This is a genomic window from Allobosea sp. NPDC055332, from assembly GCF_053645455.1.
This window is the reverse complement of the sequence record NZ_JBSHMO010000003.1, coordinates 707,151-730,293: the sequence shown is the minus strand read 5'-3', so window position 1 is coordinate 730,293 and position 23,143 is coordinate 707,151. Positions and strand designations below refer to the sequence as shown.

Annotated in this window: 23 protein-coding genes; 17 read left to right on the top strand and 6 right to left on the bottom strand. The window is 66.7% G+C overall.

The genetic code is table 11. The annotated features are described in order from the left end of the window. Window positions 1-18: 18 nt before the first annotated feature. Both icmH and tssK read right to left on the bottom strand, forming a co-directional pair. Window positions 19-1,545 (bottom strand): type IVB secretion system protein IcmH/DotU, encoded by a 1,527-nt coding sequence (gene icmH, locus ACWIGM_RS19775; protein WP_454027655.1) that lies wholly within the window; start codon window positions 1,543-1,545, stop codon window positions 19-21. After that, complete coding sequence (gene tssK / locus ACWIGM_RS19770; RefSeq protein ID WP_454027654.1) at window positions 1,542-2,879, bottom strand: type VI secretion system baseplate subunit TssK; 1,338 nt, start codon at window positions 2,877-2,879, stop codon at window positions 1,542-1,544. Before tssK ends, icmH begins: the two co-directional genes overlap by 4 nt. A 190-nt stretch (window positions 2,880-3,069) precedes the next feature. On the opposite strand from tssK, the gene ACWIGM_RS19765 reads away from it, so the two are divergent. Then, window positions 3,070-3,570 carry a PAAR domain-containing protein gene (locus ACWIGM_RS19765; protein WP_454027653.1) on the top strand — a complete coding sequence of 167 codons (501 nt, stop codon included), beginning with the start codon at window positions 3,070-3,072 and terminating at the stop codon, window positions 3,568-3,570. 1 nt (window position 3,571) lies between these two features. After that, window positions 3,572-4,351, top strand: a complete 780-nt coding sequence (locus ACWIGM_RS19760; RefSeq protein ID WP_454027652.1) for a hypothetical protein — start codon at window positions 3,572-3,574, stop codon at window positions 4,349-4,351. 13 nt (window positions 4,352-4,364) lie between these two features. Here the strand turns inward: ACWIGM_RS19760 and ACWIGM_RS19755 are convergent, their stop codons facing one another. Continuing rightward, window positions 4,365-5,273, bottom strand: coding sequence for a DMT family transporter (locus tag ACWIGM_RS19755; protein WP_454027651.1), 909 nt, complete (start codon window positions 5,271-5,273; stop codon window positions 4,365-4,367). A gap of 468 nt (window positions 5,274-5,741) precedes the next feature. Here ACWIGM_RS19755 and dnaE point away from each other — a divergent pair, with 468 nt between their 5' ends. From dnaE to ACWIGM_RS19730, 5 genes are all read left to right on the top strand, one after another. Further along, window positions 5,742-9,209: a DNA polymerase III subunit alpha gene (gene dnaE / locus ACWIGM_RS19750; RefSeq protein ID WP_454027650.1), complete on the top strand. Its 3,468-nt coding sequence runs from the start codon at window positions 5,742-5,744 to the stop codon at window positions 9,207-9,209. An 82-nt stretch (window positions 9,210-9,291) separates the two neighbouring features. Next, a complete protein-coding gene (locus ACWIGM_RS19745) occupies window positions 9,292-10,014 on the top strand; it encodes an FkbM family methyltransferase (RefSeq protein WP_454027649.1) in 723 nt (240 codons plus the stop codon). A 10-nt stretch (window positions 10,015-10,024) separates the two neighbouring features. After that, window positions 10,025-10,651: a bifunctional nicotinamidase/pyrazinamidase gene (gene pncA / locus ACWIGM_RS19740; RefSeq protein WP_454027648.1), complete on the top strand. Its 627-nt coding sequence runs from the start codon at window positions 10,025-10,027 to the stop codon at window positions 10,649-10,651. A gap of 3 nt (window positions 10,652-10,654) precedes the next feature. After that, window positions 10,655-11,350 (top strand): helix-turn-helix transcriptional regulator, encoded by a 696-nt coding sequence (locus tag ACWIGM_RS19735; protein WP_454027647.1) that lies wholly within the window; start codon window positions 10,655-10,657, stop codon window positions 11,348-11,350. A gap of 69 nt (window positions 11,351-11,419) precedes the next feature. After that, a complete protein-coding gene (locus tag ACWIGM_RS19730) occupies window positions 11,420-11,791 on the top strand; it encodes a VOC family protein (RefSeq protein WP_454027646.1) in 372 nt (123 codons plus the stop codon). A gap of 5 nt (window positions 11,792-11,796) precedes the next feature. Here ACWIGM_RS19730 and ACWIGM_RS19725 read toward each other — a convergent pair whose 3' ends face one another. Both ACWIGM_RS19725 and ACWIGM_RS19720 read right to left on the bottom strand, forming a co-directional pair. Then, complete coding sequence (locus ACWIGM_RS19725) at window positions 11,797-12,966, bottom strand: GGDEF domain-containing protein (protein ID WP_454027645.1); 1,170 nt, start codon at window positions 12,964-12,966, stop codon at window positions 11,797-11,799. Between the two features lie 97 nt (window positions 12,967-13,063). After that, window positions 13,064-13,450 (bottom strand): RidA family protein, encoded by a 387-nt coding sequence (locus ACWIGM_RS19720; RefSeq protein ID WP_454027644.1) that lies wholly within the window; start codon window positions 13,448-13,450, stop codon window positions 13,064-13,066. A gap of 309 nt (window positions 13,451-13,759) precedes the next feature. On the opposite strand from ACWIGM_RS19720, the gene ACWIGM_RS19715 reads away from it, so the two are divergent. The 5 genes from ACWIGM_RS19715 (at window position 13,760) to pyrH (ending at window position 17,657) form a co-directional block, all read left to right on the top strand. Beyond that, the gene (locus tag ACWIGM_RS19715; RefSeq protein ID WP_454027643.1) at window positions 13,760-14,152 is read left to right on the top strand and encodes a pore-forming ESAT-6 family protein; all 393 of its coding nucleotides are present in this window, start codon (window positions 13,760-13,762) and stop codon (window positions 14,150-14,152) included. A 106-nt stretch (window positions 14,153-14,258) separates the two neighbouring features. Next, a complete protein-coding gene (locus ACWIGM_RS19710) occupies window positions 14,259-14,570 on the top strand; it encodes an antibiotic biosynthesis monooxygenase family protein (RefSeq protein WP_454027642.1) in 312 nt (103 codons plus the stop codon). Between the two features lie 160 nt (window positions 14,571-14,730). Next, window positions 14,731-15,741: a 30S ribosomal protein S2 gene (locus ACWIGM_RS19705; protein ID WP_454027641.1), complete on the top strand. Its 1,011-nt coding sequence runs from the start codon at window positions 14,731-14,733 to the stop codon at window positions 15,739-15,741. A 164-nt stretch (window positions 15,742-15,905) separates the two neighbouring features. Beyond that, the gene (gene tsf, locus ACWIGM_RS19700) at window positions 15,906-16,829 is read left to right on the top strand and encodes a translation elongation factor Ts (protein ID WP_454027640.1); all 924 of its coding nucleotides are present in this window, start codon (window positions 15,906-15,908) and stop codon (window positions 16,827-16,829) included. Between the two features lie 120 nt (window positions 16,830-16,949). Further along, window positions 16,950-17,657, top strand: coding sequence for a UMP kinase (pyrH, locus tag ACWIGM_RS19695; protein ID WP_454027639.1), 708 nt, complete (start codon window positions 16,950-16,952; stop codon window positions 17,655-17,657). 4 nt (window positions 17,658-17,661) lie between these two features. Here the strand turns inward: pyrH and ACWIGM_RS19690 are convergent, their stop codons facing one another. Further along, window positions 17,662-18,075: a VOC family protein gene (locus tag ACWIGM_RS19690; protein WP_454027638.1), complete on the bottom strand. Its 414-nt coding sequence runs from the start codon at window positions 18,073-18,075 to the stop codon at window positions 17,662-17,664. 251 nt (window positions 18,076-18,326) lie between these two features. Between ACWIGM_RS19690 and frr the strand changes: the two genes are divergently transcribed. From frr to rseP, 5 genes are all read left to right on the top strand, one after another. Next, window positions 18,327-18,890 carry a ribosome recycling factor gene (gene frr, locus ACWIGM_RS19685; protein WP_092154115.1) on the top strand — a complete coding sequence of 188 codons (564 nt, stop codon included), beginning with the start codon at window positions 18,327-18,329 and terminating at the stop codon, window positions 18,888-18,890. Window positions 18,891-18,957: 67 nt separating this feature from the next. Beyond that, entirely contained in the window at window positions 18,958-19,719 is a 762-nt protein-coding gene (locus ACWIGM_RS19680) for an isoprenyl transferase (RefSeq protein ID WP_454027637.1), read from the top strand. Beyond that, window positions 19,716-20,534: a phosphatidate cytidylyltransferase gene (locus ACWIGM_RS19675; RefSeq protein ID WP_454027636.1), complete on the top strand. Its 819-nt coding sequence runs from the start codon at window positions 19,716-19,718 to the stop codon at window positions 20,532-20,534. The genes ACWIGM_RS19680 and ACWIGM_RS19675 overlap by 4 nt, the downstream gene beginning before the upstream one ends. 7 nt (window positions 20,535-20,541) lie before the next feature. Next, window positions 20,542-21,723 carry a 1-deoxy-D-xylulose-5-phosphate reductoisomerase gene (dxr, locus tag ACWIGM_RS19670; protein WP_454027635.1) on the top strand — a complete coding sequence of 394 codons (1,182 nt, stop codon included), beginning with the start codon at window positions 20,542-20,544 and terminating at the stop codon, window positions 21,721-21,723. Window positions 21,724-21,745: 22 nt separating this feature from the next. After that, the gene (gene rseP / locus ACWIGM_RS19665) at window positions 21,746-22,894 is read left to right on the top strand and encodes an RIP metalloprotease RseP (protein WP_454027634.1); all 1,149 of its coding nucleotides are present in this window, start codon (window positions 21,746-21,748) and stop codon (window positions 22,892-22,894) included. Window positions 22,895-23,143 lie beyond the last annotated feature (249 nt).

Genomic DNA, 23,143 nt, shown 5'->3' with positions numbered 1-23,143 from the left:
CCTGCATCGCCGTCCGTCCTAGCTGTTGCGCTGGATCAGGATTTCGACGCGTCGATTCTTCGCCTTGCCAGCCGCTGTCGCGTTGCTGGCGATCGGCACGTCGGGGCCCTTGCCGTCGGTGCTGATCCGGTTTGGCTGCTTCAGCCTGCTTTTCAGGAGGTCGCCGACCGCCACTGCGCGCGCCTTCGACAATTCGAGGTTGTTCGGGAAGCGGGCGGATCGGATCGGATCGGAGTCCGAATGGCCGACGACCTTGATTGTGCCGCCTTCCTCGTTGAGCACGGTGGAAATTCGCTCGATCAGTGGGCGGAATTCGTTGCGCACCACAGCCTGGCCGGGTTCGAACAGCGCGATGTCCATCAGGCTCACGATGATCAGGTTCGGGGTCACCTCGCAGGTGATCGGCGGCTGCACCGTGCCACAGACCTTGGGCGGTTGCGCCGGAGGCGGCAAGGGCGGCGGTGGGCGAGCTGCGACCTGGCGGATGATCTCGATATCGCCCTTGGGATGGACCGTGAGCAGTGCGCTGGCCGAGGCCTCGGCATTGCCGCCGAGCAGAGCGCGGAAGATGAAATAGAGGCCGAGCACCGCGACGGCCGCGACGGCGGCGACCGACCAGACCGGAATCTTGAAGCCGGCGAGCCGGGCGGTCAGCGCCTGGCCCTGCCAGCGCGGCGACAATTCCGGATCGGGCTGCTTCACGCGCCGGAGCGTCTCGAACAGGCTGCGCTGGATCATCTGCAGATTGGCGGCGCCGCCGGCCGAGGTGCGGTGCACGCCCTCGAAGCCGAGTGCCAGGCAGACATGCATCAGTTCGAGCAGGTCGTAATTGACGCTTGGATCCTTCTTGGCGCGCTCCAGCTCCTCGAAGAAGCGCACGCCGCCGGTGCGCTCGCCGAAGAAGCGGGAGAGCATGCTGTACTGCGTCCAGACATGGCGGTCCTCGCCGGGGATGTTCTGGACGATGTCGTCGGAGAAGGCACAGATGATGTACTTGGCCGTCCGCGTCTGCTCGGCGGTGAAGCCTGCGGCACGGACCTCATGGTCGAAGGCCTCGATCGTCTCGCCGACCTGGCCGATCATCTGCGTCGCCGGGGCGCTGGAGAGGTTGGCACGCAGCCGCCCGAGCAGCAGCAGCAGCGGGCCGGCCGCCTTGAGCAGCGGGTTGGTGTTCGGCGTGAGCATCTGCTCGCGCTTGGGCAGGGCCTGCGGCACATAGCCTTGTGGAGGAGGTGGTGGCGCGCTCTGCCGTGGTTGCGGCTGCGACATCCATTCCTCGCCGCCGGGCACGCCGGGCGAGGGAGCTGCCTGGGGGTATTGCGGCGCGCCCGAGGGTGCGTAGGGCGAGCCCTGCTGCGGCGGGTAGCCGGCGGGCGGCGGGGCATAGGGTGCGTTCGGGGGCGGGTAGGGCTGCCCCTGCGGCGGGTAACCCTGGGCAGCGTCCGGCGCCGGGCGTGAGGGCGGCGGCACGCGCCGTCCGGCCGGGTTCGGCCGGATGAAGGTCCGGTCGGAGCGGCCGAATGGGTCGGAGCCGTCGTTGCTCATCGCCTGCCCTCGAGCACGGCCCAGAGCTCCATTTCGAGATCGGGCCAGTCACCGGAGAAATGCATGCCGATCGAACTCGCCGAGCTGAACTCCGGCCAAAGCGGCGAGGTGCGGTCCAGATAGAAATAGACGTGGTCGGTCAGCGCCCGGATCTGGGGCGGCGGCGTCGGCAGGTGGACGAGATTGATGCCCGGCAGGTGGGCATGGACGATCTCGTTCATCTTGGTGTTGGGGCCGATCTTGAACAGATGCGGGAACTGCGACTGGATCTCGGTCAGCGGCCGGCGTGCCGCCACTTCCAGGATTAGCGTCGCATTGCGCATCAAGGCGCGGTCGCGGATCGTCGACATGAAGGCGTTCTGCGCCCGCTCGACGATCTCGAGCCGGATGGCGCGGCGGCCGAGCTGGGCCGAGAGGAAGTCCTGGATATCGCGCACCACCGGGGTGAAGCAGCCTTCCAGATCGTCATGGTCATAGGCCGGATAGTCGCGGGCGCGGCGCTCGGCGGTGGTGAAGGTAGCGAGTTCGCCGGCGATGGCGAGCAGGGTGACGAACAGGCGCTCCGGATGGACGAAGCGCGAGCCGCGCATGTGCTTCAGCACCGGAATGTGCCGGTTGAGCATCTGCAGGATGAAATAGTCGGCGCTCTGCAGGCCGCCGCCGGCGGTCGGGTCGGCGGCGTAGCGGGCGAGCTCCTCGAGCTTGTTGTCGATCCAGCCGATGACGCGATCCATCCAGCCGTCGACGACCGGGTGGGCCGAGCAGAGCAGCACGGGTGGAGCGAATTTCTCGTCGAACAGGATGGCGCGGTCGCGCACTTCCAGCACGCGCCCGAGCGCCAGGCCGACATAGCCCGGCTTGCCGGTCTTGCGCAGCTCCAGGCCGAAGCGCGGATGGGCGATGTCGATCTCCTCGTCGACCCGCAGCGAGGCGGTCGAGTCGATCAGCATCTCGGTCGCCGGATAGAAGCGGCTGGCCGAGCCGTTGAGGCTGTCCTCGACTTCGCGGGTGTTGGAGGCGGCGAGCGGCAGCGACAGCCAGGCGATCTGGCCGGCGGCATTCTCCGGGACCTCGATCGCCGGTGGCAAGGGCGAGTTGTCCGGCATGGCGAAGGGCGTGCCGTCTGGCATCACGCCGACAGCGCGCCTGAGCCCGATGCGGCTCTGCTGCGCCAGGTCGCGGTCGATCTCGAGCACCGAGAACCCCCACGGATAAGGCGTGACGTGCCGGACGCGGTTCTCCAGCAGATTCTCGAGATAGCGATCGTTCTGCTGCAGATGATGCGGCCGCAGGAACAAGCCTTCGGACCAGACGACCTTACTGTACCACGACATCCGGTTCTCGCTATCTCAAGGCCTATCCAGGACAATATACGGCTCGTTCCCGAGCGTCACCATTCGTATGGGGCAGGGCAAGACCGGCTCTGCCCGCCACAAGGTGCTGTTCGCCGGGGCGAGCGGATTCGTTGACTTGCCCGGCCGGCCGGAGCCAAGCTCCGGGTCGAGCGATCCATGAAGGTGTCCGATGCCGAAAGGTCCCGCCGCGCGCATTCTCGATCCCGTGATCCATCCTCTGCCCGGCGTCCTGCAGCCAGGTCCCGGAAGCCCTAATGTGATCATCGGAGGCAAACTCGCCTGGCGCGGTGTTCCGGCCGGGGCCGCGGCGGCGATCCAGGCGGCGAAGACTGTTTCGGACACGACGATCCAGGTTGCCGAGGCCGCGACGCTTGCCGGAGCAGGGACACCTGCGGCGCCCGGCCTGAAAGCGACTGAGGAGGCGACCAAGGCGGCGGCTGCCGCTAGCATGGGCTCGATGATCTCGGGTGCCGCCGGCGGCGCCGATATCCATATCTGCGCGACGCCGCTGCCGATACCGCCTCATGGGCCGGGCGTGGTGATCGACGGCTCGCAGACCGTGCTGGTCAATGGCTTGCCGCTTTGCCGCATGGGCGACACGATCATCGAGGCGGTCGGGCCGCCGAACAAGATCGCCATGGGCGAGCCCACGGTCATCGTCGGCGGCTGAGATGGGGCGCCGTCGTTCTCCAGACCGGGCGGTTGCTGCCGAGGAACGCTTCCGCCTGCTGCGGGTCCAGCGCTTCTCCTCGGACACCGAGAAGGCGCTCTGGCACGGTCGCTCGCGCAATACCCGACTTGCCAAGGTGCTGGTCTACATGGCGGCGATTCGGATGCCGGGCCGGCAAGGCTTGCCGCTGTCGTCCAATCCGAACGTGACCTGCAAGGGCGCCGAGCAGCAGTTCTTCAGTGCCTCGGGCGACAATGAGGCCGCACATCTGCTGCCGGGCCAGATCCTGATCGACAATACCCACCCCTGGCTCTTCCTGCAGGGCGAGCCGGCGCGGCTGCTGCAGAACGAATTCGCCTATGTCGATCCGATCCATGCCAACTACAACGCGGCGGACCGCCTGGCCGAACGCAATGGCATGGTCGACAGCTTCGCGGCGGCTTGCCGCGCCGTGCTGACCAGTACGGGCGACCCCGAGCGCGATGTGTCCAATGCCTATCATCGCGTCTGGGTGCCGGGGGCTCTCGCAGCGATCGCTGCGGCCGAAAACGAGCTGCGTGTCGAGCCGCTGCCGCCGCCGCTGGTCTACGGCGAGGGTACGGAAGATTACGGCATGATCCTCAATCTCGAGGAACGCAGCCAGGCGATGAACGACGAGGAGATCTGGGACAATTTCGAGCAGCTCAGCATGCTCGATTACTACCGCGCCGCCTTCGACGAGGCGCCGTCCGAGATCGAGCCGCGTGCGATCGTCAGGGCGCTGAGCGCGCTGGTAAGCTGAGCGCGGCGCGAGGTCAGGACGGCGTGCGTCGCACCGGTTTCGCCGTCGCGACGATCAGCCCGGCGGCGACGATCACGGCGATCCCGGCCCAGGTCATCGGCGAGGGCAGGTCGCCGAACATGAAGAAGCCCAGCGCGGTCGCGCCGATCAATTCGAGATAGACGAAGGGCGAGAGCGTCTGCACCTGCGCCAGGCGGAACGCGCTGATCGTCATCAGATTGCTGAGCGTCGAGACGAGCCCCATCAGCAGGATCAGCATCAGGCCTTCGCGCGTCGGCATCGTCCATTGCAGCAGAGCGAAGGGCATCAGCATCAGGATGCCGAGGGTGAGCTGGATCGTCAGCGTCGCTACCGGCGGCCTGTCCTGCGCCGTCGCGCGCGTCAGCACCAGATAGCAGGCCATGCAGAAGCCGGAGGCCAGCGCGATCAAGGTATCAGTGCTGGTCTCGGTCCCGGGACGCACCACGAGGATGGCGCCGACGAAGCCGAGGAGCACGGCCGAGAGCTTGCGCCGATCGAGCCGCTCGCGCAGCGCGATGGCGGCGAGCAGGGTCGCTGCGATCGGCGCGATGAAATAGGCGCCGAGCGCGTCGGCCAGCGGAATGCGCGCGATCGCGACGAAATAGAGCGTCATCGCCATGACGAGGAAGCCGGTGCGCAGGATCTGCGAGAGCCAGTACCGGCCCGATGATGCCGGCGGCCGTATCGGCGCCTGTCCGCGCTGGATCAATGCGACCGGGAGGATGAAGCCGAGCGCCGCGACATAGCGCACCCAACTCAGGAAGGCCGGCGAATGGGCGCCGCTGAGATATTTGGCGATGGCGTCCGAGGTCGGAATGATCAGCATCGCAGCTGCCATGAGCAGCACGCCGAGCGTCTCGTCGCGCCGCTTGTGATGCGCCTGATCGGGGGAAGTGGTCATGGCGCGACCGTATCTGATTCCGCCGCGACGACAGTGCCGCCGTTAACGCTTCTGCAGCCTCGGTAAATTCGCGTTAACCGCGCGCAGCTTCTGCCGATTGCCGCTGCCCTTGCGATATTGACGTGAACAAAGAGAGAATTAAACTGGACATATAGAGAACATTGGAGATCGGACATGCTCGTTGCTCGCAAGCTGATGGCCGGGGCCATGGAGTTCCTCGCACTGGCGCTCTTCGTCGGAATGATCTGGGTCTGGGCCGCGCTCGCCTCTGGGCCTCACGTCTGAGTGGCAGAGAAGGCCGGCCGTGGTGGACGCGTCGCGGTGTGTCCACAGCCTCTCATGGAGGCCGGCTCGACCGGGGCGGAGTGGCGCGCAATAACCGGTTCGGAGCATGCTCCAGGATAACGAATCGGCGCAGGTCCTTTTCGCTCGGCTCACTGGCCGGCCGGAAGCGCGCCGGAGGGTGCGATGACCGACCGCAAAGACGATACGCTGGTTCAGGACGAGGTCGGCTTCGTCCATCTGCATGTCCATTCGAGCTATTCGCTGCTCGAAGGCGCGATCCAGGTCGGTGCGCTCGCCAAGCTCGCCGCCGGCGATGGCCAACCGGCCATGGCGCTGACCGACACCAACAACCTCTTCGGCGCGCTCGAATTCTCCGAGAAGCTGGCGAGTTCCGGCATCCAGCCGATCGCCGGCGTGCAGCTTTCCGTCGACTTCGCCGATGAAGATACCGGCGGACGCAAGCCGGTGCAGAGCGTCACGCCGTACCTCGTCCTGCTGGCGACCAACGAGGCCGGCTACGGCAATCTGATGAAGCTGGTGACGCAAGCCTGCCTCGCCGCCGGCGCCGGCAGCCCGGTTGCGAGCATCGATCAGGTTGCCGCCAGCAACAGCGACCTGATCGCGCTGACAGGTGGCGCGGGCGGTCCGCTCGACCTTGCCCTGCGCGCCGGCCAGCCACCGCAGGCGGAAGCGCGGCTGAAGCGCCTGCAGGCGATCTTCGGTGACCGGCTCTATGTCGAGATCCAGCGCCATGAGCGCGACGACGGGCCAGCGGTCGAGGCCGATTTGCTCCGGCTCGCCTATGACAATGACTTGCCGATCGTCGCCACCAACGAGCCCTTCTTCGGCAAGCCGGCCGATTTCGAGGCGCATGACGCGCTGCTCGCGGTGGCTGAGGGCCGGCTGCTCTCGGATGGCGAGCGCCGGCGGGTGTCGCCGGCCCACTTCTTCGCCAGCCGCGCGGAGATGAAGCGGCGCTTCGCCGACCTGCCGGAGGCGCTGGCCTCGACGGTCGAGATCGCCCGGCGCTGTTCCTGGCGTGTCGGCACGCGCAAGCCGATCCTGCCGCGCTTCGGCGAGGAGGGGCGCGATGAAGCGGACGAGCTGGAGAGCCAGGCGAAGGCGGGGCTCGAGGCGCGGCTGGCCAAGCATGGACCGGCCACCGGCTTCACCACCGAGGATTACGAAAAGCGGCTCGCCTTCGAGCTCTCGATCATCACCCGGATGAAGTTCCCAGGCTATTTCCTGATCGTTGCCGACTTCATCAAATGGGCCAAGGATCACGACATTCCGGTCGGGCCGGGCCGCGGCTCGGGCGCCGGCTCGCTCGTCGCCTATGCCCTGACCATCACCGACGTCGATCCGCTGCGCTTCGGCCTGTTGTTCGAGCGCTTCCTCAATCCCGATCGCGTCTCGATGCCGGACTTCGACATCGACTTCTGCCAGTACCGGCGTGAAGAGGTGATCGAGTACGTCAAGCATCGCTATGGCGAGGAGCGCGTCGCCCAGATCATCACCTTCGGCACCTTGCAGGCGCGCGGCGTGCTGCGCGACGTCGGCCGCGTGCTGGAGATGCCCTACGGCCAGGTCGACAAGCTGACCAAGCTGGTGCCGCAGAACCCGGCAAAGCCGATCACGCTGCCGGAGGCGATCGCCGGCGAGCCGAAGCTGCAGGAGGCAGCGGCCGAGGAGCCGGTGGTCGGGCGCCTGCTCGAGATCGCGCAGAAGCTCGAAGGCCTGCACCGTCACGCCTCGACCCACGCCGCCGGCGTCGTCATCGGCGACCGGCCGCTGGAGCAGCTCGTCGCGCTCTCGGTCGATCCGCGCACCGGCATGCGCGTCACCCAGTTCAACATGAAATGGGTGGAGCAGGCCGGACTGGTGAAGTTCGACTTCCTCGGCCTGAAGACCCTGACGACGCTGACCATCGCGGTGCAGCTCATCGCCCAGCGCGGCATTGCGGTCGACCTGGCGCAACTGCCCTTCGACGATCCCAAGACCTACGAGATGCTGGCGCGCGGCGAGACAGTCGGCGTGTTCCAGGTGGAATCGGTCGGCATGCGCAAGGCGCTGGTCGAGATGAAGGCCGACCGGATCGAGGACCTGATCGCGCTGGTGGCGCTCTATCGCCCCGGCCCGATGGACAACATCCCGACCTATTGCCGCCGCAAGCTCGGGCTCGAGGAGCCGACCTATCTCCATCCCGGCATGGAGCCGTTCCTGTCCGAGACGCATGGCATCATCGTCTACCAGGAACAGGTGATGCAGGTGGCGCAGGCGCTCTCGGGCTATTCGCTCGGCGAAGCCGACCTCTTGCGCCGCGCCATGGGCAAGAAGATCAAGGCCGAGATGGATGCCCAGCGCGACCGTTTCGTGAAGGGCGCGATCGAGGCCGGCCTGAAGAAGGACCTCGCTTCCGAAATCTTCGACCTGCTGGCGAAATTCGCCGACTACGGCTTCAACAAGAGCCATGCGGCGGCCTATGCCGTCGTCGCCTTCCAGACCGCCTATCTCAAGGCCAATTACCCGGTCGAGTTCCTCGCCGCGTCGATGACGCTCGATATCGGCAATACCGACAAGCTCTCGGAGTTCCGGCGCGACGCGGAGCGTCTCGGCATCAAGGTCGAGCGGCCCTCGCTCAACCGCTCGGGCGTCGATTTCGACGTCGCTGACGGAGCGATCCGCTATGCGCTCGGCGCGATCAAGGGGGTCGGCCGCGTCGCGGTCGAATCGATCGTCGCGGCGCGCGCCAAGGATGGCCCGTTCCGCGACCTCGCCGATTTTGCCCGAAGAATCGATACGCGCCTGGTCAACCGCCGCACGATCGAGGCGCTGATCTCGGCCGGTACGCTCGACGAGATCGAGCCGGAGCGGGCCAGGGCGATGGTGGCGGTGGACGGCATGCTGGCGCTGTCGAACCGTACCCGCGACGAGGCGGCGGCCGGACAGCTCGACATGCTCGGCCGCGGGGTGGTGCAGGAGGAATTCCGCATCCCGCAGGTAGAGCCCTGGGCCCCGGCCGAGCGGCTGAAGCGCGAGCACGAAGCGGTCGGATTCTTCCTTTCCGGGCACCCGCTCGACGATTACGAGCATGTGCTCAAGCGCCTGCGGGTGCAGAGCTATGCCGACTTCGCCCGCAATGTCCGCGCGAGCGGCACCTCGATCGCCAAGGTCGCTGCCTCCGTCATCGACAGGTCGGAGCGCCGGACCAAGTCCGGCAACAAGATGGGTATCGTCCAGCTCTCCGATCCGACCGGGCAGTTCGAGGCGATCCTGTTCTCGGAAGGCCTGCAGCGCTATCGCGACCTGCTGGAGCCGGGTGCGGCGCTGGTGATCAGGCTTTCGGCGGTGCTGGACGGCGAGGAGGTGCGCCCGCGCATCGAGGATGTCGAGCGGCTCGACGAGCTTGCCAACCGGCAGAAGCAGGACCTCTGCATCTTCCTGCGCGACGACAAGGCGCTGACATCTATTGCCGAGCGGGTGAAGCCGCGCGACGGCGTGCGCGCCGACGGCAAGATCTCGCTGGTGATGATCCTCGACGACGGCGCACAAGAGGTCGAGATCGAATTGCCGGGCCGCTACCCGGTCAACCAGCAGGTTGCCAATGCCGTGCGCGCCGCGCCCGGGGTGGTGAACGTCGAGCTGCGCTGACGGACTTTCTCAGCCCAGCCTTGCGCTGGCGGCGTCCAAGGCATCAGAGTGCCCGCAGACAATGACAGTCTCCGGGGGGACGATGAAGCAGTATGTCGCGCGCATTCCGATGAGCCTTGCCGTGCCGGAGGCGATGCATTGGGCGATCAAGGACGTGCTCGAAGGCGAGTACGAATGCGGCTTCGACGGCGTTGGCCTCGACATCCTCGACATCGGCGCCAATGTCGGTTCGTTCGCGCTCTGGGCGAGTGCGCGCTGGCCGGGCAGCACCGTGACCTCCTATGAGCCGCATCCTGGCACCTACGAGCTCCTGAAGCGCAATACCGACCGGCGCCGCGACATCGTCACGGTCAACGCGGCACTGTTCCCGGGCGGCCAGACCACGGCGACCTTCCTCAGCCGTTTTGCCGGCGACGGGGAATCTGGGCTCGCTTCCTATGCCGGCGATACTTTCGTGGCCGGCGCGATGGTCGAACGCTACGAGGTCGCGGTGGTCGATCCGGCGAGCCTGCCCTCGGCGGATATCGTCAAGATCGACATCGAAGGCGGCGAGGGCGACGTGCTCGACCATCTCGATCTGTCGAAGACCTCGCTGGTGCTGCTCGAATATCAGAACCGCAAGAATCGCCTGCAATTGGAGGCGCGCCTTAAAGCCGAATTCGAACTGATCGACACGGTCGAGCACATCTGGGATCCGCTGCTCGAACAGCGCTGCTACCGGCCCGATCTCGCCGGCGACGTCTATGGCCGCATGTTCGCCGCCCGCAAGGGCATCACGCGGATGACGCGGACCGCCACCGCGTGAGGGCAAGCTTGTGATCGACGCCCGGACCGCGCTGATCGTCGTCGACGTCCAGAACGATTTCTGCCCCGGCGGCAGCCTGGCGGTCACTGGGGGCGACGAGATCGTCCCGCTCGTCAACGAGCTCGGCAAGCGCTTCGCCACCGTTGTGCTGACGCAGGACTGGCACCCGGCCGCGCATTCCTCGTTCGCGTCGAGCCATCCCGGCCACAAGCCCTTCGGGACGGTCACCATGCCCTATGGAAGGCAAGTGCTCTGGCCGGACCATTGCGTGCAGGGCAGCGCGGGCGCGGCCTTTCATCCCGGTCTCGATCTTGCCATGGCGCAGGCGGTGATCCGCAAGGGCTGCCGCCGCGAGGTCGACAGCTATTCCGGCTTCGTCGAGGCCGATCGCACCACCCCGACAGGCCTCGGCGGCTATCTCAAGGAGCGCGGCATTGCCCGCGTCATCGTGGTCGGCCTCGCCATCGATTTCTGCGTCAACTGGACGGCGCAGGATGCCGCCAGGCATGGCTTCGAGACCATCGTCGTCGAGGAGGCCTGCCGCGCCATTGACCTCGACGGCTCGCTCGATCGCGCCTGGGCAGAGATGACGGCGCTCAGCGTCAGGCGGGTAGGGCTCGCCGACCTGAGCGGCTGAGCGATGTCACGCTCGGAGCGCCTGCTCGATCTCGTCCAGGTGCTGCGCCGGCATCGCCGGCCGGTCAGCGGCCGCAAGCTCGCCGAGGAGACCGGCGTCAGCATCCGCACGCTCTATCGCGACATCGCCACCTTGCAGGGGCAGGGCGCGCCGATCGAGGGTGAGCCCGGGCTCGGCTATGTGCTGAAGCCCGGCTTCATGCTGCCGCCCTTGATGTTCGACGAGGACGAGATCGAGGCGCTGGTCCTCGGCTCGCGCTGGGTTGCGGGCCGCGCCGATGACAGGCTCGCCGGGGCGGCGCGCAACGCCATGGCCAAGATCGTCGCGGTACTGCCGGCCGATCTGCGCGACAAGGCCGATGCCTCGGCGCTGCTCGTCGGCCCCGGCGCCAGGATCGCTGCCGAATCCGACGTCGATCTTGGCCTGGTCCGCAAGGCGATCCGCTCGGAACGCAAGCTGGCGCTGATCTATCAGGACGGCAAGGCGGCGGCGTCGCAGCGCCTGGTCTGGCCGTTTGCGCTCGGCTTCTTCGACCATGTCCGCGTCGTCGTCGCCTGGTGCGAATTGCGCAACGACTTCAGGCATTTCCGCGCCGATCGCATCGCGCAGGCCGAATTGGTCGATGTCCGCTATCCGCGCCGGCGCCAGGCGCTTCTGAAGCAATGGCGCGAGCGCGAGGGAATTCCGTCGCCGGCGTGAGATACACTGCCGGAAATTGGCAGCATCTGCAGCGATCATGCGCGGGTCCCCAAACCCGGAGATGACCCGATGCTCGATGCCAATTTCATCATCCTCTATGTCGACAGCCCGCAAGCCAGTGCCCGCTTCTATGCCGATCTGATCGGCTCGGAGGCGCTGGAGGCCTCGCCGACCTTCGCCATGTTCGCGTTGCCGTCGGGAGCGAGGCTCGGCCTGTGGTCGCGCCACACGGCCGAGCCGGGCGCGCAGGCGGCCGGAGGCGGCGGCGAGATCGCCATGGTGGTCGGCAGTGGCGAGGCGGTCGACGCGATCCATGCCGACTGGCAGCAACGCCGCCTTGCGATCCTGCAGGCGCCGACCGATCTCGACTTTGGCCGCACCTTCGTCGCAACCGATCCGGACGGCCACCGGCTGCGGGTCTTCCACCCGTTCGAGGGGTAGCGGGCCTATCGCGCCAGGGCTCGGATCTCCACCTGGACCCGGTCGCGGCCGAGGCGCTTCGAGCGATAGAGCGCCTCGTCGGCATGCTGCAGCAGGGTCTCCAGCTCGTCGCTGGCGGCATCGCCCTCGGCAACGCCGATGCTGAGCGTCGGCTGCCGCGGGGGAACGCCGTCCCAATCGGCGAGCGCGCGCCCGAAAGCGGCCCGGATCCGGTTGGCGACACGGACCGCATCCTTGGCGCTCATATGCGGGAGGACGGCGACGAACTCGTCGCCGCCATGCCGCGCCAGGATGTCGCTGGCGCGTAGTTCGCTGCGCGCCGCCTCGGCGAAGAGCTGCAGGATGCGGTCGCCGGCAGCATGTCCGTGCGTGTCGTTCAGGCTCTTGAAGTGGTCGATGTCGATCAGCAGCAGAGTCAACCGGCCCGGGCGCTTGCCGGCATCCGCCGCGATCTGGGCCATGGCACGCTCCAGGCCGCTGCGGTTCATTGCACCGGTGAGGGGATCGTGCTGGGCGATCGTGACCAGCCTGTTGCGGCTGCGCTCGGCAGCGAGCAGGAGCAATGCACCGCTCCTGAGGAGCACGAAGGCGGTGCCGGTCGCCGCGAGCCACGGATCGGCGTTGTCGGCGGGAAACAGCTCGGCGCCGAGCTCTCCGGTCACGGCGAGCCAGGCGCGTGACGCGAACAGCAGTACGGTCGGAGCAAACAGGGCCGCGAGGATGGCTCCGGAGACGAGCCGCTCGCGCCGCCACATAAGTAGACCTTCCCGCACGAGGAGCGTATCGCATGCCATGACCAGGATAGAGACGAGGACGACCCGTCTGACGAACCCCTCCGGTTCGCTCCACAGGAACAGCGGGATGGCGGCGGCCGCGACCGCCAGGACGTAGAGCGGCAGGCGCGCGGGCCGCCCTGCAAAGCTCCTCACTCCGTATAGGACGAGCAGATAGCCGATCCAGCTGACGGTGTTGGCGAGCGGGATCGAGACGATGTCGGGTATGAAATCGCGCAGCCCTACGCCGATGAAGCCGAGCCCGATCAGCAGGTTGCTCAACCCCCACCAGAGCGGCCAGCGCTCGAAGCGGCCGGTTGCGTAGGCGGCAAGCTGCACGATGCCGAGAATCAAGGCGGTGATCGCGCCCGCCAGATAGATTGTCCTCAGATCGAGCAACACGCCGTGTTCATCCAAGTCGACTCGGGACACCCCTAGCAAACCGGCGTGAATGCTTTGACAACGAGATGCCGCGCATGCAGCGCGAAGACGGCCGATATCAGGCCGCGGCGATCACCTCGATCTCGACGAGCCAGTCCTCGCGCAGCGTCTGCGTCACGATCGCGGTGGTCGGGATGGCGCGCCCGCTGAGAGCAGCGAGACGGGCATTCTGATTGGCCTCGACGAAGCTGGCATCGCGCAGATAGCTGGTCAGCCGCACGATGTTGTCGACGCTCATATCCGCCGAGGCAAGGATCGCACGCAGATTGTTCCAGATCAGCGCGAGTTGCTCGTCGAGCGTAGCAGCGGGCTTTCCTGTTTCATCGAGCCCCATCGTGCCACTGACGAAGAGCAGCCGCTGCGGCGCGACGACCTCGATTGCGTGGGCATAGTCCGAGGTCGCCGGGTAGATGCCGCGGCTCGGGTTATGGGTGATCACCTGCATGGTTTCCTCCTCGCTGCCGTTGGGCCGAACGTTGTCGGGCGAGGGAGTGTTATGGCTGGCGGAGGTTCCTGCAGTAGCGGAAAAGCGAAAGCCGGGCGAAATACAGATGACATTCCGCTCCGGCCGTCGGTGCGGCGGGGAGGTGGCGCTTTCGGCGAAACGGTATCAGGTCGCCACAAGGGCGGCTCGCTTTCGCAGCGGACCCAAGGCTTCCTGTCGCGTTCTTGTCGCATCGGGCAGGAAGGCTATTCTGGCGCCGGGGAAGCGGGGCTTGCATCTGCGGATGCGTTCAACTTGAGAGAGATTATCATGCTGCTTTCCTTCAAGCGTTTCAGCGCTATTGCCGTGTTGGCGGCCCTGTCCGGCGGTCAGGCCTTCGCCCAGAGCCAGGCCGACCAGCTCGCCACGGCCTATCAGGCCGGCCGCAACCAGCTCGGCGTTCTCAGCTACTGCGCCGAAAAGGGGCATGTCGGTGCCGATGTCGTCGAGGTCCAGCGCAAGGTGCTGGCGCTGATCCCGCCGCCGGCGGACAAGAGTGCGGGTGATGCCGCTGAGGCCACCGGCAAGAAGGGCACGATCTCCATGATGGGCGTGACCCAGGATCTGGAGACGATCGCCAAGGCGCAGGGCGGCTCGTCGGCGACCTATTGCAAGCAGATCGGCGACGTCGTGCTGAAGGCCGCCGCCTCGCTGCCGAAGTAAGAGGCGTGGAGGCCGCTCCTGCCAATATCTGGCAGGGCAGGCATTGACCTCAATCACGGTTGAGGTCGTATCGACCCGGCTCCGCATCGCAAGCAAGGAGCCGGGCATGTCCGACCAGCCTGTCGTCAACATCAGCGTCATCACACCGAAGCCGGAGTGCTTCGCCGCGTTCATGGAGTTGCAGCTCGCCCAGCATCACGCCTTGCGCGGCAAGGTCGAGGGGCTGATCGGCGGGCGGCTGTTCCGCTCACGCGAGGATCGCGATGTCGTCCTCGTTACGATGTTCGAATCCGCGGAGGCGGCGTCGCGCTTCAGCCGTGACGAGCGTTTCACCAGTCATATGGCACGCGTGCGCCCCTTGCTGGAACGCGCCGTGCCGGGAGCCTACGAAGTGGCCTATGAGGTCGGTTCGCTCTGACGCTCCGGCCTCAAGCCTTGCATTCCTGCGCCATCGCGTGTAAGGCGCGCCCTATCCCACATGGGGAGCATCACCTCGACACCGAGGCGTTCCGGTGACTGGTCAGCCTATGGCCGGCTCATTCGCTCCCCAGAGGCTCAACCGGAAGGACAAGAACACCATGGCTCTGCCTGATTTCTCCATGCGTCAGCTGCTCGAGGCCGGCGCCCACTTCGGCCACCAGGCTCACCGCTGGAACCCGAAGATGTCGCCGTTCATCTACGGCACGCGCAACAACATCCACATCCTCGACCTGTCGCAGTCGGTGCCGATGCTCTCGCGCGCCCTGCAGGCGGTCAGCGATACCGTTGCCCGCGGCGGCCGCGTCCTCTTCGTCGGCACCAAGCGCCAGGCGCAGGACGCCATCGCCGATGCCGCCAAGCGTTCGGCCCAGTACTATGTCAACTCCCGCTGGCTCGGCGGCATGCTGACCAACTGGAAGACCATCTCGGCCTCGATCCAGCGCCTGCGCAAGGTCGACGAGCTGCTCTCCGGCGGCGGCACCGGCCTGACCAAGAAGGAGCGCCTGATGCTGGCGCGCGAGCGCGACAAGCTCGAGAAGGCGCTCGGCGGCATCAAGGACATGGGCGGCACGCCCGACATGATCTTCGTGATCGACACCAACAAGGAGCAGCTGGCGATCAAGGAGGCTCAGCGCCTCGGCATCCCGGTCGCCGCCATCGTCGATTCGAACTCGGATCCGGACGGCATCACCTTCCCGGTCCCGGCCAATGACGACGCCGGCCGCGCCATCCAGCTCTATTGCGACCTGATCGCCCGCTCCGCCATCGACGGCATCTCGCGCGCTTCGGGCGACAGCGGCATCGATCTCGGCGCCGCCGAGGCCCCGGTCGTCGAGATCGCCCTCGCCGAGCCGGCCGCCACTGAGGGCCAGGCTCAGCCCTTCGAGCTGCTGACCGCGCCGCGCGGCGCCCCGGACGACTTCATGCGCCTCTCGGGCATGGGCCCGGAGATCGTGCAGAAGCTCAACGACGGTGGCATCTTCCACTTCTGGCAGCTCGCTGCCATGAGCCCGGCCGATGTCAGCAAGGTCGACCACGATCTGAAGCTCGCCGGCCGCATCGAGAGCCAGGGCTGGGTCGCCCAGGCGCGCGATCTCGCCGACGCCTGATCTTACGAATTGCGACGCGTCATCGGCGCGTCGCACTTTGATACCTGATTGAGCCCAAGCAGCGCCGACGCCGGAAACGGAGCGTCGGCGTTTGCCAATGGGGACCGGATTTTGAGTTGCGGCGTGCCATCGGGCGAGCCGCCAAGACAGCAAGGACGACGCAAATGGCTGCGATCACCGCCGGCATGGTGAAGGAACTCCGCGACAAGACCGGCGCGGGCATGATGGACTGCAAGGCCGCGCTCTCGGCCACCGACGGCAACATGGAAGCCGCCATCGACTGGCTGCGCGCCAAGGGCCTGTCGAAGGCCGCCAAGAAGGCCGGCCGCGTCGCCGCCGAGGGCCTCGTCGCCGTCGCCGTCCGCGGCCATAGCGGCGTCGTGGTCGAGGTCAACTCCGAGACCGACTTCGTCGCCCGCAACCTGGAATTCCAGGCGCTGGCCCGCACCATCGCCGATGTCGCGCTCGAGCGTGGCGGCGATGTCGAGGCGCTGGCTGCCCATCACTATCCGGGCGGCGGCACCGTCGCCGACGCGATCGCCAACGCCATCGCTACCATCGGCGAGAACATGACGCTGCGCCGTGTCGGCTCGGTTTCCGTCTCTGCCGGCGTGATCGGCTCCTATGTTCACGGCGCGGTCGCCGATGGACTCGGCAAGATCGGCGTCATCGTCGGCCTGGAGTCGAGTGGCAAGGGCGACGAGCTCGCCGCGATCGGCCGCCAGCTCGCCATGCACATCGCCGCGACCAATCCGGTCGCGCTCGACCTCGCTTCGGTCGATCCGGCGGTGCTGGAGCGCGAGAAGGCGATCCTGGCCGAGAAGAATGCCGGCAAGCCCGAGCATGTGCTCGCCAAGATCATCGAGAGCGGGCTGAAGAGCTACGCCAAGGAGTACTGCCTGCTTGAGCAGGCCTACATCCATGACGGCTCGAAGTCGGTTTCGCAGGTGCTCAAGGAGGCCGAAGGCAAGGTCGGCGGTCCGGTCAAGCTCACCGGCTTCGCCCGTTTCGCGCTCGGCGAGGGCATCGAGAAGGAAGAGACCGACTTCGCTGCCGAGGTTGCGGCGGCCGGCGGCACCACGGGCTGACAAGCCCGTTGATAGCGTTCAGAAAGGCCGCGCCTCGCGCGGCCTTTTTTGTAAGTAGAGAAGGTCGGCCTGCCGATTCGGTTGGGCTGTACGATGTGGTGCAAGCAGTGGAGAGCCCCGATGAGACCTAAACGCGTTCTCGTGAAGCTCTCCGGCGAAGCCCTTGCCGGACCTGCGGGAAACGGTCTCGATGGCGCGACGCTGACGGCGCTCGCCGCCGATATCTCCCACGCCTCGCGCGAGGGCGTCGAGATCGGCATCGTCGTCGGCGGCGGCAATTTCTTCCGCGGCGTGCAGGGCTTGACCAAGGGGCTCGACCGCACCAGCGCCGATTCGATCGGCATGCTTGGCACGGTGATGAACGCGCTCGCGCTCGAACATGCGATCGAAAGCGCCGGCGCCCCGGCGCGCGCCATGTCGGCGGTGCCGATGCCCTCGCTCTGCGAGAGCTATGCCCGCAAGCGCGCGCTCGACCACCTCAGCAACGGCAAGGTGGTGATCCTCGGCGGCGGCACCGGCAACCCCTATTTCACCACCGACACCGGTGCGGCGTTGCGGGCAGCCGAACTCGATTGCAGCCATCTGCTCAAGGCCACGCAGGTTGACGGGGTCTACTCGGCCGATCCGAAGAAGGATCCGAACGCGACCCGCTACGACACACTGACCCATGAGGACGCGATCAAGCGCGACCTCAAGGTGATGGATACCGCCGCCTTCGCACTGGCCCGCGATGCCGCGCTCACCATCGTGGTCTTCTCGATCGCCGCGCCGGGCATGCTCGCCGCCGTGCTGCGCGGCGAGGGCAGGGCGACCTACGTCACACCCTGAACCGTCAGTAGTTCGGCCAGTTGCCGGGCGTCATGATTTCGAGCAGATGGCCATCGGGATCGCGGAAATAGACGCTCTCGCCGCCGCGATTCCAGCGCATGCGGCCTTCGATCTCGACGCCGTGCTGCCCGAGCTGCGCCTCCCATGACGCCAGCTCCTCGGCATCGACGGCAAAGCAGATGTGCAGCGGGCCCTGGCCGTCATGCGGCGGGATGCTGCCGCGCTCCGAGGCTTGCGTCTCCACCGAGGCGCCGCGCAGGAACAGCAGCAGGACGTTCTGCCCGCCGATATCGTAGGCGAACAGCGTCCTGGTCTTGAGCATGGACGCGAGTCCGAGCTTTTCCTCGTAGAACGCCGCCGCGCGGTCGAGGTCATCGACATAGAGCGCGGTTTCGATGATGCGGTTCAGCCGGGGCATGAGACATCTCCTCGAGGCTGTGCCGACCGCTCGCGCGGCCGCAATGCTGAGCTAGGACGCGCTCTCGGGGATAGCCAGCCCATCAGCGGGCTTATCCGATATGCATCGGCGGTTGAGCTTCGATTCCCCTTGCAGACCTGCGGGGGAAAATGCTGTTGAAGCATAAATCCTTGACCCTGGGGCGGGTGCTCGCCATGGTCGCGCGCATTTCCGGCTCCGGTCAGACCGGTTTCGACAAGGTTTTGAAGACGATGGCCCAGACCACTTTCGATCTCGCCGATCTCAATCGCCGCATGGATGGCGGCGTGCAGAAATTCAAGAGCGACCTGGCTTCGCTTCGCACCGGCCGCGCCTCCGCCAATGTGCTCGACCCGATCACGGTCGAGGCCTATGGCGCCCGCACGCCGCTGAGCCAGCTCGCCACCGTCAGCGTGCCCGAGCCGCGCCTGCTCTCGGTCCAGGTCTGGGACCGCAGCATGGTCCAGGCGGTGGAGAAGGCAATCCGCGAATCCGATCTCGGCCTCAATCCGCAGACCGAGGGGCAGGTGCTGCGCATCCGCATCCCGGAGCTCAACGAGCAGCGCCGCAAGGAGATGGTCAAGGTCGCGCACAAATATGCCGAAGACGCCAAGGTGGCTGTCCGGCACGTGCGCCGCGACGGCATGGACCTGATCAAGAAGCTCGAGAAGGACGGGCATATGCCCAAGGACGACGTCACCAAGCAGACCGATCTGGTCCAGAAGGCGACCGACAAGCATATCGGCGAGATCGACCAGGCGCTCGCCGCCAAGGAAAAGGAAATCCTGCACGTCTAAAGTGCGTGGCGCGGCGCTGTCCGGTATCATCGACGCACGGGCGGTTGGCCCAGAAGAGGCATTTTCAATGTCAGACGGCCCGCGCCCGGCAGCGCCCGATCCTGCTCCTGCCCATGTCGCCATCATCATGGACGGCAATGGCCGCTGGGCGCAGATGCGTGGCCTGCCGCGCCAGGAAGGCCATCGCCGTGGCCTCGAGGCGCTGCGGCGCACGGTCCGCAATGCTGGCGATCTCGGCATCCGCGTCCTGACTCTCTATTCGTTCTCGACCGAGAACTGGCGCCGGCCGATGGCCGAGGTCTCGTTTCTGATGGGGCTGCTGCGCCGCTTCGTCGAAAACGACCTCGCCGAGCTGAACGAGGCAGGGGTGAAGGTCCGGATCATCGGCAATCGCGAGGATCTCGCTCCCGACCTGCGCGCGCTCGTCGAACGCGCCGAGACGATGACGCAGGCCAATACCGGTCTTACCCTCGTCGTCGCCTTCAACTACGGTTCCCGCGACGAGATCGCGCGCGTGGCGCGTGACATCGCCCGGGACGTGGCAGCTGGCCGGCTTGCGCCCGAGGCGGTCGGCGAGGAGGTGCTTTCCTCCTATCTCGACACTGCCGCGTTGCCGGATCCGGACCTGGTGATCCGCACCTCGGGCGAGACCCGCATCTCGAATTTCCTGCTCTGGCAGGCGGCCTATGCCGAGTTCGTCTTCACGCCGGTGCTCTGGCCCGATTTCGATCGCAAGGCGCTCGAGGATGCGCTGGCCGAATACCAGCGCCGCGAGCGCCGCTATGGCGGTGTCGGCCAGCCCGCCGAAGCCAAGATGGGGGTCGCGTGAATGAGGGCGGCGCCGGCGCGGGCGCATCCGAGCTTCGCCTGCGGGTCGTCTCGGCGCTCGTGCTCGCCGTGGTTATCCTTGGTGTCACTCTGCTCGGCGGCTGGTCTTTCCGCCTGATCTGGACTGCTGTCGCCGGCATCGTCGCCTATGAGTGGTTCGCCATCGTCAGCCGCAGAAATGCCGTCGCCGGCGGAATCGGCGTCGGGCTGGCAGGGCTTGTGCTTGGCTTCCTGCCGTTGAGCGGTGCTGCGCTTGCGAGTGTCGCGGCGCTTGCCGGGCTCATCGGCGCAATTGTCACGACCCAAGCCAGCAACCAGCGCCTGCTCGAGGCCTGCGGCGTCGCCTACGCGCTCTGCTTCGCGCTGGTGACGCCTGCGCTGCGCGAGGCCCCAGGGATGGGGCTGGCCCTGATCATCTGGACCTTCGCGGTCGTCTGGTTCACCGACATCGCTGCCTATTTCACCGGGCGGGCGCTGGGCGGGCCGAAGCTGATGGCGCGTGTCAGCCCGAAGAAGACCTGGTCCGGCGCGCTCGGTGGCGCGGCGGCGGGGACTTTGTGCGGAACGGCCGTCTGGGCCTGGTTCTTCCCGGGCCTGCCTTCCGGTCCCTGGCCGGTGCTCGCCGTGTCGTTTGCGGCTTCGGCGGCGAGCCAGGCGGGAGATTTGTTCGAATCGTCGATCAAGCGCCGTTTTGGCGCCAAGGATTCGAGCCATCTGATTCCCGGCCATGGTGGTTTCCTCGATCGGCTCGACGGTTACTGGGCCGTGCTGGTCTTCGCTGGCCTGCTGCTTTATCTGGCGCGCCTGGGGCACTGATTTTTTGATGCGCCGCACAGTCACCATCCTGGGAGCCACCGGCTCCATCGGCCGCTCGACGCGAGCCGTGATCGCCGAGAATCCGGAGCGGCTGCAGGTCGCTGCGCTGGTCGCCGGTCGCAATGCGGCGGGACTGGCGCAGATCGCCCGTGAGACCGGCGCAAGCTTCGCGGCGATCGCGGATGCGCGGCAAGGCGAGGAACTCGCCGCCGCGCTGGCCGGCAGCGGCATCCGCCACGGCGCCGGGCGGGAGGGCGTGCTCGAAGCGGTTTCCCTCAATAGTGACATCGTGGTCAGCGCGATTTCGGGGGCGGCCGGGCTGGAGGCGACCTTCGCGGCGCTGACGCCGGGACGTGTCGTCGCGCTCGCCAACAAGGAGAGCCTGGTTTGCGCTGGCGCCGCGGTGATGGCGCGGGCAAGGGCGGTCGGCGCCCGCATCCTGCCGCTCGATTCCGAGCACAATGCCTTGTTCCAGGTGCTGGGAGCCGAGCCGATCTCGGCGATCCGCACGATGACGCTGACGGCATCGGGCGGCCCGTTTCGCACCTGGACCGCCGAGAGGATCGCCGCCGCCACGCCCGAGCAGGCGCTGGCCCATCCGAACTATGCGATGGGCGCCAAGATTACGATCGACTCCGCCAGCATGATGAACAAGGGGCTCGAGCTGATCGAGGCCTCGTTCCTGTTCGAGCTCGATGCCGACCAGCTCGACGTGCTCGTCCATCCCCAGCAGATCGTGCACGGCCTCGTGACTTTCCGCGACGGCTCGGTCAGCGCCGGCATGGCGGTGCCGGACATGCGCGTGGCTGCGGCGCATTGCCTCGGAATCGACGGCAGGCTGGATGCGCCGCCGAGCCGCTTCCTCGATCTGGTCGCGGCCGGCCCGCTCGCCTTCGAGCGGCCCGATCTTACCCGCTTCCCGGCGCTGCGTCTCGCCATGGCAGCCCTTGCGGAGGGAGGTGCCGTGCCGGCCGTGCTGAACGCCGCCAACGAAGTGGCCGTCGAGGCCTTCCTCGATCGGCGGATCGCATTTTCGGCGATCCCGGCCTTGGTCGAGGCCGTCTGCGAGCAGGCTGCGGGGGGCCGGTCATCGTCCCCGGCCGATGTTGGCGACGCCCTCGCCGTTGACCAAGATGCGAGAAACCGGACCCGCGCGCTCTTGTCCGGGGGCCGCTTCACTGTCACTTAGTGACTGAAGTCGGGAGAGTTTTATGGACATCCTCGGATCGGCCTGGCACGCGGCGAGTTTCCTGCTGGGCTATCTGCTGCCGTTCCTGTTCGTCCTCACCCTCGTCGTGTTCGTGCATGAGCTCGGCCATTTCCTGGTCGGGCGTTGGTGCGGCGTCGATGTGAAGACCTTTTCAATCGGATTCGGGCGCGAGCTGTTCGGCTTCAACGACCGGCATGGCACGCGCTGGCGTTTCGCGCTGATTCCGCTCGGCGGCTACGTCAAGTTCTCAGGCGATGCCGACGCTGCCAGCTCGACCGATGGCGACGCGCTCGCCGGCATGAGCCGCGAGGAGCGCGAGCGCTCGTTCCCGGCCCAGTCGATTGGCGAGCGGGCGGCAATCGTGGCGGCGGGGCCGATCGCGAACTTCCTCCTCGCCATCCTGATCTTCGGCGCGACCGCCTATTTCGTGGGCAAGCCGACCCTGGCGCCGCGTGTCGACAGCGTCACGGTCGGCGGAGCGGCGGCGCGGGCCGGGCTGCAATCAGGCGACCTGGTCCATCTGGTGGATGGTCGCGAGATCAAGAGCTTCAGTGACCTGCAGCGGGCGATCTCGATCCGTCCCGGCGAGACATTCCCGGTGACGGTCGAGCGGGGCGGCGCCATGGTCGTCGTTTCGGTGACGCCCGATCTGGTCGAAACCTCGTCGCCGCTCGGGAAGCAGCGGCTCGGAATCATCGGGGTCCAGGCGTCGGCGAAGCCCGAGGACTGGACGACGCAGCATTTCAGCCTCGGCCAGTCCGTGCTGCTCGGCATGAGCGAGACCTGGTTCGTAGTCGAGCGGACCTATGACTACATCGCCAAGCTGATCAAGGGTAAGGAATCGACCGACCAATTGTCGGGGCCGATCCGCATTGCCCAGGTCTCGGGCATGGTCGCCTCCAGCGGCGGGTTGCTGGCGCTGATCAACCTGGCGGCGCTGCTCTCGGTCTCGATCGGCCTGATGAACCTGTTTCCGGTACCGATGCTCGATGGCGGCCATTTGCTGTTCTACGCAATCGAGGCATTGCGCGGCAAACCGCTGAGCGAACGGGCCCAAGAGATCGGCTTCCGAGTCGGGCTGGGACTCGTCCTGATGCTGATGCTGTTCGTGACCTGGAACGACCTCGTCCACGTCCGTTCTCTGCTGTGATCCGGTTCTCTGTCAGCCAGGCGCAAACTAGCTTGCGCCGGGCTGACAGCGTTCGGCGCTAAAGCTGTCCCGCGCCTGTGGATTGTGGCTTTTTATGGCCCGTTTTCACCTGTCAGGCCGGTTTCCCGGCCGGTGCGCGTGACCTCCCAGCAACGACCCCTGCAAAAATCTTTTGTTAACGACAATGGCGGTTTGCACCCCGCGGGAAACTTTGTAGAAGCGTTTGGTCTTCAATGTCGCCGAGCCTCG